Origin of the sequence: Methylobacter sp. Wu1, assembly GCF_036553575.1 — a bacterium.
Lineage (GTDB): Bacteria > Pseudomonadota > Gammaproteobacteria > Methylococcales > Methylomonadaceae > Methylobacter.
Genome location: NZ_JAZHOC010000015.1, coordinates 1 through 17964 on the forward strand (window position 1 = coordinate 1; position 17964 = coordinate 17964).

The 17964-nt window shown below is 49.3% G+C and carries 16 protein-coding genes; 4 read left to right on the forward strand and 12 right to left on the reverse strand.

Going from position 1 to position 17964, the window contains the following annotated elements; all coding sequences use genetic code 11:
• Window positions 1-93: 93 nt before the first annotated feature.
• The 12 genes from V2P20_RS01030 to V2P20_RS01085 form a co-directional block, all read right to left on the reverse strand.
• The gene (locus V2P20_RS01030) at window positions 94-786 is read right to left on the reverse strand and encodes a cytochrome-c peroxidase (protein WP_331815104.1); all 693 of its coding nucleotides are present in this window, start codon (window positions 784-786) and stop codon (window positions 94-96) included.
• Window positions 787-1146: 360 nt separating this feature from the next.
• The gene (locus V2P20_RS01035) at window positions 1147-2325 is read right to left on the reverse strand and encodes a primosomal protein N' (replication factor Y) - superfamily II helicase (RefSeq protein ID WP_331815106.1); all 1179 of its coding nucleotides are present in this window, start codon (window positions 2323-2325) and stop codon (window positions 1147-1149) included.
• Between the two features lie 11 nt (window positions 2326-2336).
• Window positions 2337-3428: an SPFH domain-containing protein gene (locus V2P20_RS01040; RefSeq protein ID WP_331815108.1), complete on the reverse strand. Its 1092-nt coding sequence runs from the start codon at window positions 3426-3428 to the stop codon at window positions 2337-2339.
• 255 nt (window positions 3429-3683) lie between these two features.
• A complete protein-coding gene (locus tag V2P20_RS01045) occupies window positions 3684-4838 on the reverse strand; it encodes a toxic anion resistance protein (protein WP_331815110.1) in 1155 nt (384 codons plus the stop codon).
• A 27-nt stretch (window positions 4839-4865) separates the two neighbouring features.
• Window positions 4866-5711 carry a 5-bromo-4-chloroindolyl phosphate hydrolysis family protein gene (locus tag V2P20_RS01050; RefSeq protein ID WP_331815112.1) on the reverse strand — a complete coding sequence of 282 codons (846 nt, stop codon included), beginning with the start codon at window positions 5709-5711 and terminating at the stop codon, window positions 4866-4868.
• Window positions 5711-5860 carry a hypothetical protein gene (locus V2P20_RS01055; RefSeq protein ID WP_331815114.1) on the reverse strand — a complete coding sequence of 50 codons (150 nt, stop codon included), beginning with the start codon at window positions 5858-5860 and terminating at the stop codon, window positions 5711-5713. The genes V2P20_RS01050 and V2P20_RS01055 overlap by 1 nt, the downstream gene beginning before the upstream one ends.
• A gap of 231 nt (window positions 5861-6091) precedes the next feature.
• The gene (locus V2P20_RS01060) at window positions 6092-6685 is read right to left on the reverse strand and encodes an exosortase system-associated protein, TIGR04073 family (protein ID WP_331815116.1); all 594 of its coding nucleotides are present in this window, start codon (window positions 6683-6685) and stop codon (window positions 6092-6094) included.
• Between the two features lie 57 nt (window positions 6686-6742).
• Window positions 6743-9031 (reverse strand): Tex family protein, encoded by a 2289-nt coding sequence (locus V2P20_RS01065; RefSeq protein WP_331815118.1) that lies wholly within the window; start codon window positions 9029-9031, stop codon window positions 6743-6745.
• A 52-nt stretch (window positions 9032-9083) separates the two neighbouring features.
• A complete protein-coding gene (locus V2P20_RS01070; RefSeq protein WP_331815120.1) occupies window positions 9084-9884 on the reverse strand; it encodes a metallophosphoesterase family protein in 801 nt (266 codons plus the stop codon).
• Window positions 9868-10554, reverse strand: a complete 687-nt coding sequence (locus tag V2P20_RS01075; protein ID WP_331815122.1) for a hypothetical protein — start codon at window positions 10552-10554, stop codon at window positions 9868-9870. The genes V2P20_RS01070 and V2P20_RS01075 overlap by 17 nt, the downstream gene beginning before the upstream one ends.
• Before the next feature lie 125 nt (window positions 10555-10679).
• Window positions 10680-12920, reverse strand: coding sequence for a polysaccharide biosynthesis tyrosine autokinase (locus V2P20_RS01080; RefSeq protein WP_331815125.1), 2241 nt, complete (start codon window positions 12918-12920; stop codon window positions 10680-10682).
• Window positions 12921-13017: 97 nt separating this feature from the next.
• Window positions 13018-13569 (reverse strand): polysaccharide biosynthesis/export family protein, encoded by a 552-nt coding sequence (locus V2P20_RS01085; RefSeq protein ID WP_331815128.1) that lies wholly within the window; start codon window positions 13567-13569, stop codon window positions 13018-13020.
• 1037 nt (window positions 13570-14606) lie between these two features.
• On the opposite strand from V2P20_RS01085, the gene V2P20_RS01090 reads away from it, so the two are divergent.
• The 4 genes from V2P20_RS01090 to V2P20_RS01105 form a co-directional block, all read left to right on the forward strand.
• Complete coding sequence (locus tag V2P20_RS01090; RefSeq protein ID WP_331815131.1) at window positions 14607-14963, forward strand: hypothetical protein; 357 nt, start codon at window positions 14607-14609, stop codon at window positions 14961-14963.
• 110 nt (window positions 14964-15073) lie between these two features.
• Complete coding sequence (locus tag V2P20_RS01095) at window positions 15074-16402, forward strand: outer membrane beta-barrel protein (RefSeq protein WP_331815134.1); 1329 nt, start codon at window positions 15074-15076, stop codon at window positions 16400-16402.
• Between the two features lie 175 nt (window positions 16403-16577).
• Window positions 16578-17855 carry a Vi polysaccharide biosynthesis UDP-N-acetylglucosamine C-6 dehydrogenase TviB gene (gene tviB, locus V2P20_RS01100; protein ID WP_331815137.1) on the forward strand — a complete coding sequence of 426 codons (1278 nt, stop codon included), beginning with the start codon at window positions 16578-16580 and terminating at the stop codon, window positions 17853-17855.
• A 3-nt stretch (window positions 17856-17858) separates the two neighbouring features.
• The coding region (locus V2P20_RS01105; RefSeq protein WP_331814725.1) for an NAD-dependent epimerase/dehydratase family protein at window positions 17859-17964 on the forward strand (106 nt) is incomplete at its 3' end.

Here is a 17964-nt window from a genome sequence, read left to right on the forward strand (position 1 = left end):
ATGACATTACTATCTGTCATGGCGGTGTTTTCCTTATGTTGATGGTTGATCTGGCGAGATCTACCAACAGGTTACACCGCTTCCTTCTCTAAGTCATACACCAGAAATGAGTATAGCTCCTTTCAGGCCAGGATAAGCCTGGGCAAAAAGAGTGCGGTACTCCTCAATGGCCATGACCCGCTGAGTCAAAAGATGCCACACTAGAGGCAAATTGCCGGCGGCGGCCGCATCCGCCACTTCATTTTCACCGGCTTGTCCGGCCATTTCCGTATTGGAGGTAGGAGGAAAAGCCGCCTGTGCGGAAAGCGCATTGTCCACGCCCAGCAGGAATGCATCGCCTGCCGGCGTTCTGAAGCCGCTTGGCGCAGTGCTGTCTTGTTCAACGCGCCCATCATGGAATATGCGGACAAATTCACTCGCGCCCAGGTTAAACACGAATGGTGCATTGCGTGGCACGCGTTCGTGTATGGCGTCACTGCCGGTTCCTGTGTCACGCATGATGCCCAACCCTTTGCCGCCCTCGCCCACGCCTAACGACAGACCGTCTCCGGTAGCAGCCAGGGGATGATGACATGTGGCGCACGAGGTATTTTTGTTGCCTGACAAAATCTTGTCGTAAAACAGAAATTTGCCCAATTGCTCTTTGGCCGCGTTCCTGGCCGGAAAGCCGGCGTCATTGGCGGGGACGGCAAAAGTTAAAGACGGAGTCAAAGCCGATAGCACGAGCGGAACGGCGGAAACCATGGTCTTCAGTTTTAATCGGGAAGATAAAGCAAAATGTATCATCGTAATCTATCCGTTATTGTTAGTAGAACTGCCATGAATGTGCGAGGGATACATTACATAACCGAATAGACTGATGAATTTGATTAGTTTAGTAATGCATAATTCGCATTACTAGATTAAGCAAGCTCTATACCATAATAAATAAAACGATATAAAACAAATGCAATATTGAAATATGCCGGGGAAATATTAATAAAACAGGTTAAATGCCTTATCCATAATAAGGGATTTAACCTGTTTTTTTCGTTGGGTTTTCTAATCTATAGCCTGGCTTTAAAAATGAATGGAGCTTTTAAACAAGGTCAGATTTATTGATTAATAACCTTATGCCGCCAAAAATATAAGCTGTTGCACGTGTATTTAATAATGGTCGCTGTGGTAATAAGGCGCGCTGTAATAAGTGCCGCTCTGGCTGTGCTTTAAAGCGCCCGTGCTTTCCAGATAATAGTAAGCTCCGGCTGCCAGCAACAATGCGGTCAGTACCGCAAAGCCGATTTTCCACCAGCTGTATGGGCGCTCTCCCTGAACCTCGCCGGTGCGGCCATTGATGACGAACCGGTAGGATTTGTTCCGGTAGCGGAACGCGGCGGACCAGACCGGCAACAGGCAGTGCTTGTAGGTTGTGGCGCTATGACGCGTTCGAACCTGATGAATCCGTTGATGGTCGCCGCCGATGTCATAGGCGATGTCGCGGTAGATAACATTGTCCATGACCTGCTTGGCATGGTCGAAGCCCTCGTTCAGATCGACCTGATAAAACTCGCTGCGGAAACCGCTCAGATAGTTTTCGTCATAAGGGATCAATTGCTCCAGATCCCAAGGTTGCAAGGCGTCCAGAATCTTGCGCGGCATTGACTTGCTGGCGCCGATCAGCACGTCATCGAAAAACCGGTTCACATGGCCGCTGATCGGCGTCCAGTGAATTTTCGGCACGCGTCTGGTTTCCGTAACGACTTCGTTATTGCGCGTTACCTGAACCTGCTCTTCAACATAATAGACATCGCCGCGTTCGCCGACATAATCCGTCTCCGTGTCACTGTCAAACGTCCAGTAAGGCAGATAGACGCCGGTCAGTTTGGACTCGCTGCGCGCATATTTCTTGACGGCGTTGGGTGCAAACCACAAGCCGTCGATCCAGCGCCGGAACCGCTGGCGCGCTTCGGATTCGTTAATGCGGAACGGCAGCAGCGATTTCGGCTGTATGGGCTTGCTTTGCGTGGTGGCGGTAACGATCGGCGAGCCGCAGAAAGGGCATTCGCCGGCGTGAATGTTGGACTCAAACTGGAAACTGGCGCCGCATTCGTTGCAATGAACCTGCGGCTTGGCCGCCGCCTCCGTGCGAGGTTCCGACAGCCGCCTCAGGGCTTCCTGCAGGTCGTATTCTTCAATGACGCCGGCGCGGTATTCAATATGATTTTCAAAGCCGCAGTAATCGCAGATCAAATGCGTCGTGCCAGGGGCGTATTTGAGCACGGCTCCGCACTGCGCGCACGGAAAGCGCCCCAGCGTTTGTCGGGATGAGGTTTTGGTTTTTAACACTGATGAACTGATTATGATTTAGGCAGTGGTGGCGGCACCCTTGCAAAGGCGCCAGCGAGCTCAGGTACCTGCTCGGCCGGCGTCCATTCCGCGAGGCCGGCATGCCAGATCAGGGTGGAACGGTTGATCTCGCCACTGTTGATTTTCTGCTCAAGCACAGAGCGCTCGAAAGGTCCCTGTTGATGCCCGTCTATAGCGGCGTAATAAACGACCGAGCCAGGCAAGGGCGGCGGGGTTGCCGGCGACTGCTGCGAGAAGGCCTTGTTCATTTGATTGGCCACGGCAAACCCCATGCCCATGCCGATGCCTTCGTTGGCTGAGCCGGATGGATTCTGGGCCGCCGCGGCCATCGCTTCGGCGGCCTGATAATGCGTGTAGCGGCTCAGATCGCCGATAATGCCCATGCTGGTGCGTTTGTCCATGGCCGCTTCCACTTCCGGCGGCAGCGAGATGTTTTCGACCAGCAGTTGCAGGACTTCCAGCCCGTAGGCGGAGAATTCCGGGCTGATCATTTGGGTAATGTAATTGCCTAATTCGTCGTAATTGGCGGCCAGGTCCAGAATCGGGATGCCCGATTCGCCGATAATGCTGGCAAAACGCGAGACGATCAGGTTGCGCAGCTGATCGCTGATGTCGCCGGTCTGGAAATGCCCGCCGGTGCCGACGATTTCCTTGATGAACGTGAGCGGTTCCTTGATTCTGACAGAATAGGTGCCAAACGCCCGAAGCCGCAGCGGCCCGAATTCCTTGTCGCGCAGCATGACCGGATTTTTGGTGCCCCACTTCAGGTCGGTAAAGCGGCGCATATTGAAGAAATACACTTCCGCCTTGAACGGGCTGGAGAAACCGTGCGGCCAGCTTTCCAGCGTGGTCAGGATCGGCATGTTGCGCGTTTCGAGCTGATAGAGCCCCGGCTCGTAAAAATCGGCCACGCGGCCTTCGCTGACCAGCACCGCCGTCTGCGATTCGCGCACCGTCAGCATGGCGCCGTATTTGATTTCGTGGCCGTAGCGCTCGAACCGGTAGACCATCGTGTCGCTGGAATCGTCCGTCCATTCGATGACATCGACAAACTCGCCGAATAGCTTATCCAGAATACCCACTGCGTTGCTCCTGTTATTGATTAATGACTTTATTTAAAGCTGTAGGCTGGGTTGGTAAACCCAGCATGTCGAAGTTGCCTATGCCGGATTTACCAACCCAGCCTACAGGAAACAACATCAGGACTTACGCAGTTTGCCTGTTCAACCGCCGAAACAAGTAGTTTTAAAACTTGTGGGGGCGACTTTAGTCGCCCCCACAGGCTTGCGTAAGTCCTGAACATAAATCTTTGTGCTCTTCGTGGTAAAAAACGGTATTTAACCGGCCGCCTTGGCATGCGCCGAGGCCAGCGTTTTGCGCAGTTCTGTTTCGCATTGCTCCAGTTGCACGACCGCTTCGCTGCGCATCTTCTTGCCCTGGTCGGCGATCTGCAGGCTTTCCTCTATCGTCGCGATCAGGGTTTCGTTGGCTTTTTTGACCGTTTCGATGTCGAACACGCCGCGTTCCAGTTGCTTGCGGGTTTCGGCATTGGCCTGTTTCAGGGCTTCGGCGTTTGCGGCCAGCAGTTCGTTGGTCAGATCGGTCGCGGCCTTGACCGTCTCGGCCGCCTGTGAGGAACGGTAAACGGTCACGGCCGTCGCCAGTTGCTGACGCCACAGCGGCACGGTGTTGACGATGGTCGAATTGATCTTGTTGACCAAGCCTTTGTCGTTTTCCTGCACGAGCCGGATGCTGGGCAGGCTTTGCATCGAGACCTGCCGGGTCAGGCGCAGGTCGTGCACGCGCCGCTCCAGATCATCGCGGGCCGCGCGCAGGTCGCGCAGGTTTTGTGCGGCGAGGACTTCGGCCGTGGTTTCGGCTTTCTTGGTCTGCTCCGGAATGATGACTTCGTCCAGTTGGCGCAGCTTCTCTTCGCCGGCGGCGATATAGTCTTCAAGCGTATGAAAATAGTCGAGGTTGGCCTGATAGAGCTTGTCCAGTGAAATGATGTCGGTCAGCAGATTGGTCTTGTGCCGCTCCAGCTTGTCGGTGATGCTATCGATCTGCTTGCGTACTTCTTCGTATTGCTGCAGGAATTTGACGACCGGCTTGGCCTTGCCCATCAACCGGTCGAAAAAGCCCTGTTTCTTGTTCGGGTCCAGATCATCGACCTCGAAACCGCGTATCGTCGCCACCATTTCGTTCAGGTCATTGCCGGCAGGCCCTATTTCCTTGTTCTTGACGCCGTCCAGCATGCGGTCGGAAATCGTGGTCAACTGTTCCTGCGCCTTGCTGCCGAAAAAAATGATCGATTGGGTATTGCTGATATCGATTTCGCTCAGCAGTTTCTGGATCTGTTGCTGCTTTTCCACCGGCGCCTCGGCAAGCGGGACCATTTCAGCTTTTACGCCAGGGACAATCTCCCTGGATGCGGAGCTGTCGGCCGTGTCGGTCGCTGCTTGAGTTGTCGTGGATGCCTGCTGTTCAGTCATGATTAAATCCTCTAGGGTGTGATGGCGTTAAAGGATGCCTTCTCGTTTGAGCTGTGTAGCCAAAACTTCAATTTTTACATCCAGATCAAAAACATCCTCTTCCAATAACTTTTGATGCTGTTCCTGAAATGCCGATTCGATCGTTTCCAGCACATTGCGGAAGTTCTGTTCCAGTTCCTCTGATTGGGTCTGCTGATGGGTTTTGGCATAGCCTTCCGTCACCTGTCGGGCGCCGTCCAGATAGACATTGAGGAATTTGCGCGCGCGGCGGATATCGCGCGGATCAGTCTCGATTTCGGCCAGGATGCTGTCGGCAATTTCGCAGATGCGTTCGATGCGCCGGTTGAGTTCGGCATTGCGAATCCGGTTGTTGGCCTGTTCTATGCCACGGATGATGCGCGACGAATCCTCGAGCGTCTGCAGGATTTCATCCCGGGAATAGCCATGCGCGGCAACTATATTCTTCTCTTTACGCGGATCGAAGCCGTAGCTCAGATACATGCCCAGGAAGGCGCCGCCGGCAAACAGGAGCGCTATCGGCAGCGGGCGTCCTGCGCCCAGCCAGGCAATCATGCCGGTGGTCAGTGCCGCTATGATCGCCGCTGTCATTTTCAGCGGCTTGGGCGGGCGGGCGATGCGGCTTTTTTCATACACATGCTCGGCCTGCAGGCCCTTGCGCAAGTACCAGGCGGCCAGCATATAAAGCGCAAAACCGACAGCGTTGACAATAACACCCAACAGATAGCCTTTCCCCAGTGCGATAAACGTCGCCGGAATCAGCGCCATCGGCAGAAAATAGAGCAGCAATCCGCGCGGGGAATAACGGTGCAGCGTATCGGCGACAAACCGTTTGGGTTTTCTTAATTGATCCATTACCGGGCCTGCGTGCGGCTGGTCAAAGAAGCTTCAACAGGAGCGCTGGAAGTTAAAGGCTCGGCCTTTACCAGAGACTGGCAGGTTGCCAGGCCAATCGTGGCAACCAATACGATAAAACCGAGCAATCTGCGTAATACTATGGGCATCGACCTCAACTCCCATTAATGTTAATTTGATCTTCATTATCCACTACAGTCATGACATCTGTAAAACAGCGTATGGACTGTTTCTGTGACAGGGTTAAGCACCCTGAGTTTCCAACTATACTGGGGCCGATTTCCAGATTTTCAATGTTGAGCGCGATGCACCTGCTTAAATGAAAAAGCCCGGCAGGATGGTCCGACCGGGCTCATTTAATGGGATTGAAGAAATACGGATTATTTCATCATTTCCTTTTTGAAATAGTTGTCCAATGTTTTGTTGGTCTCTTTGTTGTATTCATAAGCAGGAGCCGGTGCGCTGGGCGGTGCGACAACCGGCGCTGCTGGCTCTGCAACGGCGATGGGCTTGGCAGGAGGCGCTTCAGTCGTATCCAGGCGGAACACGTCGCCATAACTGGTATCGACATCAAAATCTTCCCAGATATAGACCGGATAAGCGATCGGTTTGGTAGGAATCGGAATCGTGATCAGATCGGCAACGCCGACGCCCAGACGCCCGGCCATGTTGACTACGCCTTTGAAGAGTCCGCCGACTATGCCATAGAAGACGTTGCTCTGATTGGTCGTATTGATCATATTCTTGGGAATTTCCAGCCAGCCCGTCGTCAGGTTGGCAAACGCGGACGACGCTTTTCTGCCGACTTTGCCACCGTAGGTCGTCGGTTGCTGCGATTTGTCAATCAGCGGAGCGGCTGTATAAGACGTATCACCATAACCTTGTTGCTGCATGTCGGCCTGGGTTAGAGGGGTATAGGCCGTCAGCAGACCTGTTAATAATAGTGGGGCAAAAAAGCGGTCGATTCTAGTCATGTCAAGTCCTGCGCATTGGTTTAATAACTTACTCAAGTATAGCAGAGCTTTTTTAAATTATTTTTTGAACGCCTTCGCAAAAGCATTAGCCATCGAACCTTGAATTTTTTGAGGTTCAGGGCCTTTCTGCCTGGGCTTTTTATCTGTTTTTGCAGAAGATCGTTCGGGCCTGGGCGTGGCTTCCGTCGATTCTTTTTTCATGGTCAGCGATATGCGCTTGCGCTCGACATCAACTTCCAACACTTTGACTTTGACCATATCGCCGGTTTTTACCACGTCCCGAGGATCTTTGATAAATGTGTCCGACAAATGCGAAATATGCACCAGGCCATCCTGGTGCACGCCGATGTCGACGAACGCGCCGAAGTTGGCGACATTGGTGACCACGCCGTCCAACGTCATGCCCGGCTTGAGGTCGGTGATTTTCTCGACGCCTTCCTTGAACTGCACGCTTTTGAACTCAGGGCGCGGGTCGCGGCCCGGCTTTTCGAGCTCCTGCAGGATATCGGTCACGGTAGGCAGGCCGAAGTGTTCATCGGTATAATTGGCCGGGTTCAGCGTGCGCAGAAAACTGCTCTGGCCGATCAGGTCGCGTATCGATTTGCCGGTGCTTTCGATAATCGCTTCGACGACCGGATAGGCTTCGGGGTGCACCGCCGAGGCATCGAGCGGATTGTCGCCGTTCATGACGCGCAAAAAGCCCGCCGCCTGTTCATAGGCCTTGTCGCCGAGCCGCGGCACTTTTTTCAGTTGCTCGCGGTTGCGGAACGGGCCGTGCTCATTGCGGAACGCGACAATATTTTCGCTGACGCTGGCCGACAGCCCCGAGACCTGCTTCAGCAAGGCCACCGACGCGGTGTTGACGTCGACGCCGACCGCGTTCACGCAATCCTCGACGACGGCATCGAGGCTGCGCGCCAGTTGCACCTGATTGACGTCATGCTGGTACTGGCCGACGCCGATCGATTTCGGGTCGATCTTGACCAGTTCGGCCAGCGGGTCCTGCAGGCGCCGTGCGATCGACACGGCGCCGCGCAGGGATACATCGAGTTCGGGGAATTCTCTGGCGGCCAGCTCCGAAGCCGAGTAAACCGAGGCGCCGGCTTCCGATACGGTCAGCTTGGTGAATTTAAGCTCGCTGTGGCGCTTGATCACGTCGGCAACGAGCTGGTCGGTTTCGCGCGAGCCGGTGCCGTTGCCGATGCTGACCAAATCGACTTGGTACTGTGCAATCAGCCGGGCCAGCGTTGCTATCGAGGCATCCCATTGATTGCGCGGCGCATGCGGATAGATCGTATCGGTTGCCAGCAGTTTGCCGGTCGGGTCGACGATCGCGACTTTGACGCCGGTACGAATGCCCGGGTCCAGCCCCATCGTGGCTTTAGGGCCTGCTGGCGCGGCCAGCAGCAGGTCTCTTAAGTTGCTCGCGAAGACGCGGATGGCCTCGAGTTCAGCCGCTTCGCGCAATCTCAGCTTCAGATCCAGGTCGATGCGCGTGAACAGTTTGATTTTCCAGGCCAGGCGGGCCGTTTCGGCCAGCCAGGCATCCGCCGGCCTGGCGGCGTCGGTAATATGCAGATGACGGGCTACCAACTGCGCGCACAGGTCATGTTCTTCTTTTTCTTCAGCGCCGGGTTTGAGCGCAATGTTCAGCAGGTCTTCATTGCGGCCGCGGAACAATGCCAGTGCGCGATGCGAAGGGATCTTGTTGATAGCTTCCTGGTAATCGAAATAGTCCTGGAATTTGGCCGCTTCCTGTTCTTTATCTTTGGCGACGGTGGCATGCAGGATGCCTTTTTGCCAGGTGCGTTCGCGCAGTTCGGCCAGCAGCTCGGCATCTTCGGAAATGCGCTCCATGATGATCTGGCGCGCGCCTTCGAGCGCGGCGGCGATGTCCGGCACGCCTTTGTCGGCATCGATATAGCCGGCCGCGATCTGTTCCGGAATCAGGCTACGGTCATCGAGCAAGGCATCGGCCAAGGGTTCGAGCCCCGCTTCACGCGCAATCTGCGCTTTCGTGCGTCGTTTGGGCTTATAGGGCAGGTACAAATCTTCGAGCAGGGTTTTGGTATCGGCCTCGCGAATGGCTTTTTCCAGTTCCGGCGTCAGCTTGCCCTGGGAACTGATGCTTTCCAGTATGCTTTTGCGGCGTTCGTTCAGCTCGCGCAGATAAGTCAAACGCTCTTCCAGCAATCTTAGCTGGCTGTCATCGAGACCGCCGGTTGCTTCCTTACGATACCGGGCGATAAACGGCACGGTCGCGCCTTCATCCAGTAATGCTACGGCAGCGCTGACTTGTCGGCTGTTGACGGATAATTCTTCGGCTATACGTTGGATTACGTCCATTTTTTAAAATTTTGTTCGGTTTAAAAAAAGAAGGATTGTTGCAGTATATGGCTTAAGCCTTGGCTGCGAGTGAACGAGGCGGGCTGTTTGCAGATTGGGTCTGGATGATTCTTTGCTGGTCTCCCTGCAATACCAGACATGTCAGGATGCCCGATGCATAAGCCCCGGTGTCGATGCCTATACGATTAGGCAGCAGCTCAGGCTCATCAGTTATGGTATGGCCATGAACAATAATTTTTTCATAGGGTTTCTTTTCACTGACAAATTCATTGCGTATCCATAGCATGTTCTCCGGCTTTTGCCGGGATAATGAAAGGTCAGGATTGATACCGGCATGCACAAAAAAATAAGAGCCCAATGAATAATAAAACAAAGTGTTATTCAGGAACTGAAAATGCGAGCGCGGCAGATTTTTTAGCAACCGCTGTTGTATGGTTATAAAGTCTTCACGTTTGGTCGGTATTTTAGCGTCACAGGCATTATAACTTGCTAATGTCGCTTGGCCGCCATAAGTAAACCACGAACGGCCTACGGATTCTTCACGCAGGAAATCGAGCATAGTCTGTTCGTGATTGCCGCGCAAATAGACATATTCAATACCCGGCTGCACATTCTGCAACAATTCCTCGATGACTTCCCGGGATTGCATGCCTCTGTCGATATAGTCGCCCAGGTAAATCATGAGCACGCGGCCGGAAAAACCGGCTGCATCCCGTTTGATTTGACTCAGCAGTTTAACCAGCAGGTCATGGCGGCCATGAATGTCGCCGATACAATAAACGCGGGTGTTGTCGGGTAAAGCAGGCGTCGGGTAGGGTTTTGTTTTTAAGAATCGATTAATGAGTTGTTTCAAATTCTGCGACCATCTCTTTAAGAACAAGTGGATGACTATTGGTTAACAAAGCGCTAATGGTATCCATGTATAGCGCACTGTCAAAGGCTTTTATGAATCGTTTATGAGACAGATTCCAGGCATCCACCAGTTGGCTGCGTAACACATCCCTATCATTCTGTGCAAATGCAGGCAGCACCGATAAGCAAAGCCGGAGGCGCGGGGTCAAAACAGCCGTCTCATGCGGGCCGGTCCTGATGGACATCAATAATTTCTTTTGAATTGTATCAGGTTGCTCGTGCAATAAAACATCCATAGCTGCCAGTTTATACCATAACTTTGGATTGGCAGGCGAGCGATGCAAGGATTGGCGGGCGCTGTCAGCCGACTGTTTCAGTAAGGCCTGGCCGGCGTCGCTGTAAAAGCCTTGTTTTTGGGCCTGATAGTGAAAAAGTTCACTTAAGTCCTGCCAATAGTCAGGATGGTCAAACAGCGCAATGCTTTTCTTTGCCGTTTCGATTAGTCGGGATGCTTCGGCTTCGGGCAGAGGGCGGTGCCGGGCAATCTTGTCAATCCCGGTTTCAACCGGTATATGGTTGAGCGCCGCTTTAAACCTGGGCCATGCAACAGAACCTAAGGCCATGCCGAGGCATAAAATGAGAAATGAAAGAAAATATTTGAAGCTTATCATGGAAATTTGCCGGAAGTGATCAATAAGCTTGCAGGGGCTTTATAAGGTTGCGGTTAAGCCATCCTGCGCCAGGTTCAGCTGTCTCAAATTTATCGTCGATCTTTGTAAAGCCGGGTTATCGATCATCAGTTGGAATAATACTGTCCATACTTGCCGTAATGATAAAAATGCCCGGAATTGTTGTAAGAAAAACCGCCATATTGTTTTAAGTTCACCTGCTGTAAAGCAATGCCGGCAATATTGGCATTGGCGCTGAACATCTGCTGCAATCCGGCTTTAATGACTTTGCGCGGCGTCTTATCCCAGTTGACTACATAAATGGTTTTATCCATGAGCGAGGCCAGAATACGCGCATCGGCAACGGCCATAACCGGAGGCATATCAAAAATAACCAAATCGAATTTTTCCTCCATGACGCTGATGAATTTTTTCATTCGGTTCGAGTTGAAAAGTTCAGTCGAATTGACATAGTCGGCATGACCTTTGGGCATTATGTAGAGATTCGATTTTTCGTCTTTAAACATAAAATCAACTATATTTTTCCCGTCAGATACAAGCAAATCGGTCAGGCCCTTGGATTTAGTCAGCAAGCCGAGCTTTTGCTCGATTGTGGGCCGTCTTAAGTCGGCGTCGATAATGATGACTCTCTGCCCCGATTGAGCCGCCCCTCGAGCAAGACATAACGCCAAGGTGCTTTTTCCTTCCGAGGGGACAGAGGAGGTGATCATCACCGATTTAACCTCTTTATCAGGAGAGGATAATTTTATGGATACCCGCAAGGAATTGATGGCTTCAGCAAGGCTTGAATGCGGTTTTGTCAGAATATGCTCAATGGCATCCTGTTCATTCATCATAGGGATCAAACCAATGGTGGGCATGCCCAAGTGCGATTCGACCTCTTCCGGAGACCTTAGTCCCGGATTAAGCATTTCTAGCATGAAAATGACGGCTGAGCTGATGACGCCTGCCATGGCAAAGATGACTACAAGTATCAGGAGTTTCTTCGGGGAAGAGGCTTGTTGCGGGATTTCGGCTGCTGAAATAACCCGCGCATCGGCTTCAGCCATGCCTTGCGTAGTGGAGGTTTCTTTGAAGCGGTTTAAAAAGGTTTCAAATAATATCCGATTGGCGTTGGCCTCGCGTTCCAAAGCTCTTAGTGCGACTTCATCCTTTTGGCTGCTGCCGGATTTGAATTCGATCGAGTTCAAGCTGCTCTGCAGGCTTTGCTCACGGCTGCTGGCTATATTGAGCTCATTTCTAAGGCCGGCGGCTATTTTTTTTATCTCAGTCTGGATGTTGGCCTGCAGATCCGCGATTTCGGCCTGAATCCGAATCATTTGCGGGTGTTTAGGGCCGAATTCAACGGACATTTCGGACACTTTTCGTTTAAGTTCGGCTTCCTGTTGGCGCAAACTTTGGATCAAATTGGAGGATAACACTTCATGAGCGGTTTCAATGTCCCCGCCGTTTTTCAATAAGTTTTCTACCTGGTTCAATCGGGCGCTGGCTTCAGCGCGCGCCGCTTTAGCGATGATCAATTGGCTGTTTATCTCGGATAATTGTCCTTGAAGCAGACCTTCTCCCTGGGCGCCTCTGGATAAATTATGGGTGCTGCGATAAGTTTCCACCGCCTTTTCAGAGTCGGCAACTTTGACACGTAACTCAGTCAACTGGTCGTTAAGCCAGGTCGTGGCTTTCTCGGTGGCTTCAAATTTGGCTTCCAGTTGGTCGACGATATAAATATCGGCATGGGTATTGGCTATTTTTGCAGCCAATTTGGGATCGGTAGACTTAAAAGTGATGAGAATAACCTGAGAGCCTCTGACCGGTGTCGCCGTCAATTTTTCCAGATAAATATCCGTCGCTTTCGCCAAGCGCCGCTCTTCGGCTTCTTCTTCGGTTAATGGCACGGAATGCATGCCCAGCGCTTCTTTGAAGTCATCAGGAAGCCAGTTGACAGGATTTAAATTTGATAAAAAGCTTTTTTCCTTAAGTCCCGGATTAAACTCGGCACGCTCTAACAAGTTGAGTTTAGTGATAACCTTTTTCGCCAGACTTCTTGACGTTAAAACTTCTACTTCACTCTTTACTGCATCATCAGTGCTCATATCGCCGCTTAATACGGCTTTGACATCGACCACTTGCGCTTTTGCCGCGCCCACCAGAATTTTGGCTTCGGCCGTATATTTCGGAGTTATTTGAAACAACACAATGGCTCCGACAATAAAAACAGACACGAAAACCGCGATGAACAGCTGACGGCGCAGCCAGAAAACATGCAGTATATGGCTTATTGATAGGTTTTCTTCATCTTGAAACGCAGTGTTATTGTCCATTGTCGCAAATGGAGGTTTGCTTGGCTGCATGAGGTAAGTCCTTGAGAGCTTATAAAATTAAAGGTAATAGCTTTATTAGGAAGTGGCTTTGCTGCGAAACTGCAGCCGGAACACTTTCAGCGGAGCATTAAAACATCCGTTCATCAACTCTGATGATGTCGCCTGGCATAACCGGCATATCCATATTGGCTCGTACTTCTTTTTGCGTTGCATCGTTCGCATGGATCACAAAAACATGGTCTTGTTTGGCGCGGTAGGTAAATCCGCCGGCAATAGCGACAGCCGTTAAATAAGTCATCCCGCTTACGTAAGGGTAGGAGTCAGGTTTTTCCACCTCGCCTAAAATATAGAAAGGTCTGTAATTGAGCATCTGAATGCTGAATTTAGGATTCAGGATATAGTCAGGGCTCAGCTTGGATCTTAATAACTCTTCAAATTCCTGGAGACTGAGATCTTTTGCAGTAACGGTGCCTATGAGCGGTACTGAAACATTGCCGGCGCCATCAACAGTATATTCGCCGGTTAAGTCATCATGATTGAAGACGGTGATTTTCAATTTATCGCCGCTGCCCAAACGATATTGTTGATCTTTTTGATCTTCAGCATGTAGGTTAAATACGACAAAAAAAACAAGGGAAATTATGCTTAATAGATGCATGAAGATAAGATTTTTTTTCACTTAAAATACCTTTTATTTAAGTTAATTTTATTCTTTGATTCGTAATGCCGGGAGAGGAGGCTATATACGGGTAAATCAGATTATAAATATTCATTGTTTTTGATGGCTCCAAGCCATAAAAACCATAGTCTTGCAATAATATATAAATGGCCATACTGAATTCCTAGCAGTAAGTCAGCATGTATTATTTTTCCGAAAAGACAATGCCGGTTTTATCAATGGCTTTAGTTATGTTGTACTTTTGATTGCCTGAATGGGCATTACTCAATTAATGTTTTGTATTTTTACTTCATCAATATGTTTAATAAGCCGAAGCAGCGCAAACAAATTACGCTCTGCCAATGTCTTGTCATGCATGGCTGAGCTAACGTCAATCTAATGCTGATAGCATTCAACCATGGCTCCGTTTTTATTTATGCGGGACAGCTTGATGGTTATGATTCAAGCTCGCTCTACCGGCATGGAATATTTAGCTCCGTCAATTCTTGCCTGTTAGATCAAGACAATAACTGCTGTCCGGCCCTGTTTGAAGTGTATGGTCTCTAACGTGGCGCTGAAGCCATTCTTGATGAGTTTCGAGCAATTCTACTGGTCAACTCCCATTTTTTATTTGTCCTATATATTATTAAAACGGGAACCGTAATGCATATCAATTTTTTGTGATGTACTTAACATGTTATTGAAATCATAATTAAGTTTATTATATTTTCTTTTATTTAAACTCACAATTTACAAACTTTGTGATGAGAGTCACCTTTATTTTCATGGCATCCGTTATACTGCTCGCAGGTTTTAAGTCTCTAGTAAAATCAGGTATGTATTTTTAGTATGATTATGATTTTATTAAGACCGGTTACATCAGAAAAACAAGTTAATATTAACTTGCCACATTAGATATATGAAATTGTGAATAAATTATCATTAATAATGTTTTTATTAATATAAAGTATATCTATAAATGTTATTGATGGTTTTCTATATTTCATATTATCTAGGCTATTTTGTTTATCGATTTTACTGAATATAGGTATATTTAAATGAAAAAATTATTATTAGTGCTGGCTTTGGCCGCATTTGCTCCTTTAGGTTATGCGGATGATAAAGGCAAAGATGATGCTAAAGAGCATGTGAAAAAAGAGCATGAGAAAGACCATGTGAAAAAAGAGGATGATGACCTAAATGATGCGGAAGCGATAGCGAAAGCCATTGAGGAAATTATCGCTAACTATGGCAAAGTTCCAGCGAAAGAGACCGCAAAAGCCGTTAAGGAATTCAAAAAAGAAATTCGGGAAGCTGTGCGTGAAGGTGATATCACTCGAGAAGAAGGCGCAAATGCTTTAAACGAGCTTGAAATTGCGCTCAGCAATGGCGGTAACCCAGTATCACCTAGCTGATTGAGCAGTTGGCATTTTTATAGGTGATTAATAAAGATACGTGCATCATTAAGAGCCCTCCGGCTTAAAAATGATGAGCATCTTTTGATGGGGCTTTAGTCGCGATTGCCGTGGCTAAAGCCCTTTTTACAAGAGGTGCAAAAAGCGCCTTAGCAATGTTGTTAGATTTTTGCATGACCGGTAATCAAAAAATAAGAATTATTAAGCATGTTATTTCGCCGTTGGCTCTAATTTGTTCGGCAGCTGTATGGGGCGCGGACATGGAAAGAGGAGGGGGTGTCAAGGAACGGACAAATAGAGATTATAGTCCGGTAGGAATCAGAGCCGGCAGTTTCATGATTCATCCCTTTTTTGAAAACCAGAATGAATACAAGGACAATATTTATTCTCAGCAAAATAACACGCGAGATGATTTTATTTTTCACTTGCAGCCAGGAGTCAATGCAAGAAGCAATTGGAACCGCCATGCATTAGAAGCCAATGTCAGCACGGATGTGCAGCTTTATGCCTCGCACAATACCGAGGATAAAGAAAATTATACTTTCGATTTGAATGGTAGGCTGGATGTGGTGCAGGATAGCTTTGCTACGGCAAAGTTCTATCATGCCCATCAATACGAAGACAGAGGTTCACCCGACTCGCCCAGTAGTGCTCTACAGCCTGTTCAGTACGATACAACCGGGGGAGCGATCGGTTATGAGCATAATATCAATCGCATTCGATTGAATGTTCTAAATGATACTCAACATCTGGATTACGAAAATAGCATAAGCCGCAACAGCACTTTTATTAATAATGATGACCGTGATCGTCAGAAAAATACGTCGACCGGGCGTATTGGCTACGAGTTCATGCCGGGCTATGAAGCGTTTGTCAGAGGCAGTTATAACTTTATCGATTACGATCAAAAATTTGATGATTATGGTCTTCAACGTTCGTCAGATGGCTACGAAGCGGTTGCCGGTGTCGCCCTGGATTTTACCGGAAAATTAGTGGGCGATGCTTATATTGGGTATGCAACCCAAAAATATGATGATGTCCAATTACAAACAATCAGCGACATAACAGGCGGTTTTGGCTTGAAATGGATGCCGACGGGGCTGACCGCAATCGCTGCCCGGATTGATAGAACCATTAACGAGACGACTCAAGGGTTCTCATCCGGCTTTTTCAGCACTGCATCAACGGTAAGTGTCGATCATGAATTACTGCGCAACGTATTGCTAAATGTCAGTGCCGGCTACATCTACAATGATTACAGAGGCGGGCAAGAGCGCCAGGAAGATATTTATTATATCGGGGTATCGGCAAAATATCTGCTCAACCGCAATTTTTTCCTTACAAGCGGCTACAACTTTAGAACCAGATCAACAGCCAACGTGAGCAATGCTGACTACGCTGTTAACAGCGTATATTTTTCATTGGGCGTGCAGTTGTAAGTCAGTTTATCAAAAGGCTGAAGAAAACAGTAGCTTTTAATCGAGAATGGTCCTTCGGATACAGAAAATATCAGCTTTCTAGGACATATTGGAATGTTTGGGAAGGCGGCTTGTGTTGTTTAACCAGGCCAGATGGTTAGCTTATTCATTATTCATGATATTTAGGAGATATATTTTGAAAACACTAGAACAAACAAAAATAGCAATAGTTGGATTAGGCTATGTAGGATTGCCGCTTGCTGTAGAATTCGGCAAAAAGTATCCGACCATCGGATTTGATATAAACCAAAAGCGCATACAGGAATTGCAGTCAGGTCGGGATTTAACGCTGGAAGTCAGCAGTGAAGAACTCGGCCAGGCAGCGCTTTTAAGCTATACCGCCTCATTAAAAGACATTAAAAACTGCAATGTTTACATTGTTACTGTGCCTACGCCCATCAATGAGCACAAACAGCCGGATTTGACGCCGTTGATTAAAGCCAGTGAAGCTGTTGGATCAATTCTTAAGCCCGGTGACGTGGTTGTTTATGAATCAACCGTCTATCCCGGCGCTACCGAAGAAGTGTGTGTGCCGCTTCTAGAGCATCACTCAGGCCTGAAATTCAACGAGCAATTTTATGCCGGTTACAGCCCGGAGCGTATCAATCCGGGCGATAAAGAACACCGCGTCACCAATATCCTCAAAGTGACTTCAGGGTCTACCGAGCAAATCGCGGACTATGTGGACAGTCTCTATAAAAGTATCATTACCGCCGGGACGCATAAAGCCAGCAGCATTAAAGTGGCCGAAGCGGCCAAGGTCATCGAAAACACTCAGCGCGATGTCAATATCGCCTTGATCAATGAACTGGCCCTCCTGTTCAACCGTCTGGATATTGATACTGAAGAAGTTTTGCTGGCTGCCGGAACCAAGTGGAATTTCCTGCCGTTCAGGCCTGGATTGGTAGGCGGGCACTGCATTGGTGTGGATCCTTACTACCTCACCCATAAAGCTCAGGCCGTCGGCTATAATCCTGAAGTTATCTTGTCAGGGCGGCGCATCAATGACCGTATGGGCGAATATGTGGTATCACAGCTCATCAAAAACCTGTTGAAAAAGCGCATCCATATTCAACAGGCTGACGTTTTGATCATGGGGTTGACGTTTAAGGAAAACTGTCCCGATCTGCGCAATACCCGAGTGGTGGATATCATCAAGGAACTGCGGGAGTATGAAGTCAATGCCCATGTCTACGATCCTTGGGTCAGTCCGGAAGAAGCCATGCATGAATACGGCATCGCCGTGATTGAAAAACCTGAAGCCCAAAAATATGACGCAGTTATTCTGGCTGTCGCACATGAGCAATTCAGGCAAATGCCCATTGAGCAGATCAAAAGTTACACCAAGCCGGATTCTGTGATATATGATCTTAAATATCTTTTCCCAGCTAACCAAACTGATGACAGGCTCTAACCGATGAAAGTATTAGTCACCGGCACCGCAGGCTTTATCGGCAATCACGTAGCCATCAAATTACTGGAACGGGGCGATGAAGTCATCGGCGTGGATAATCTCAATGATT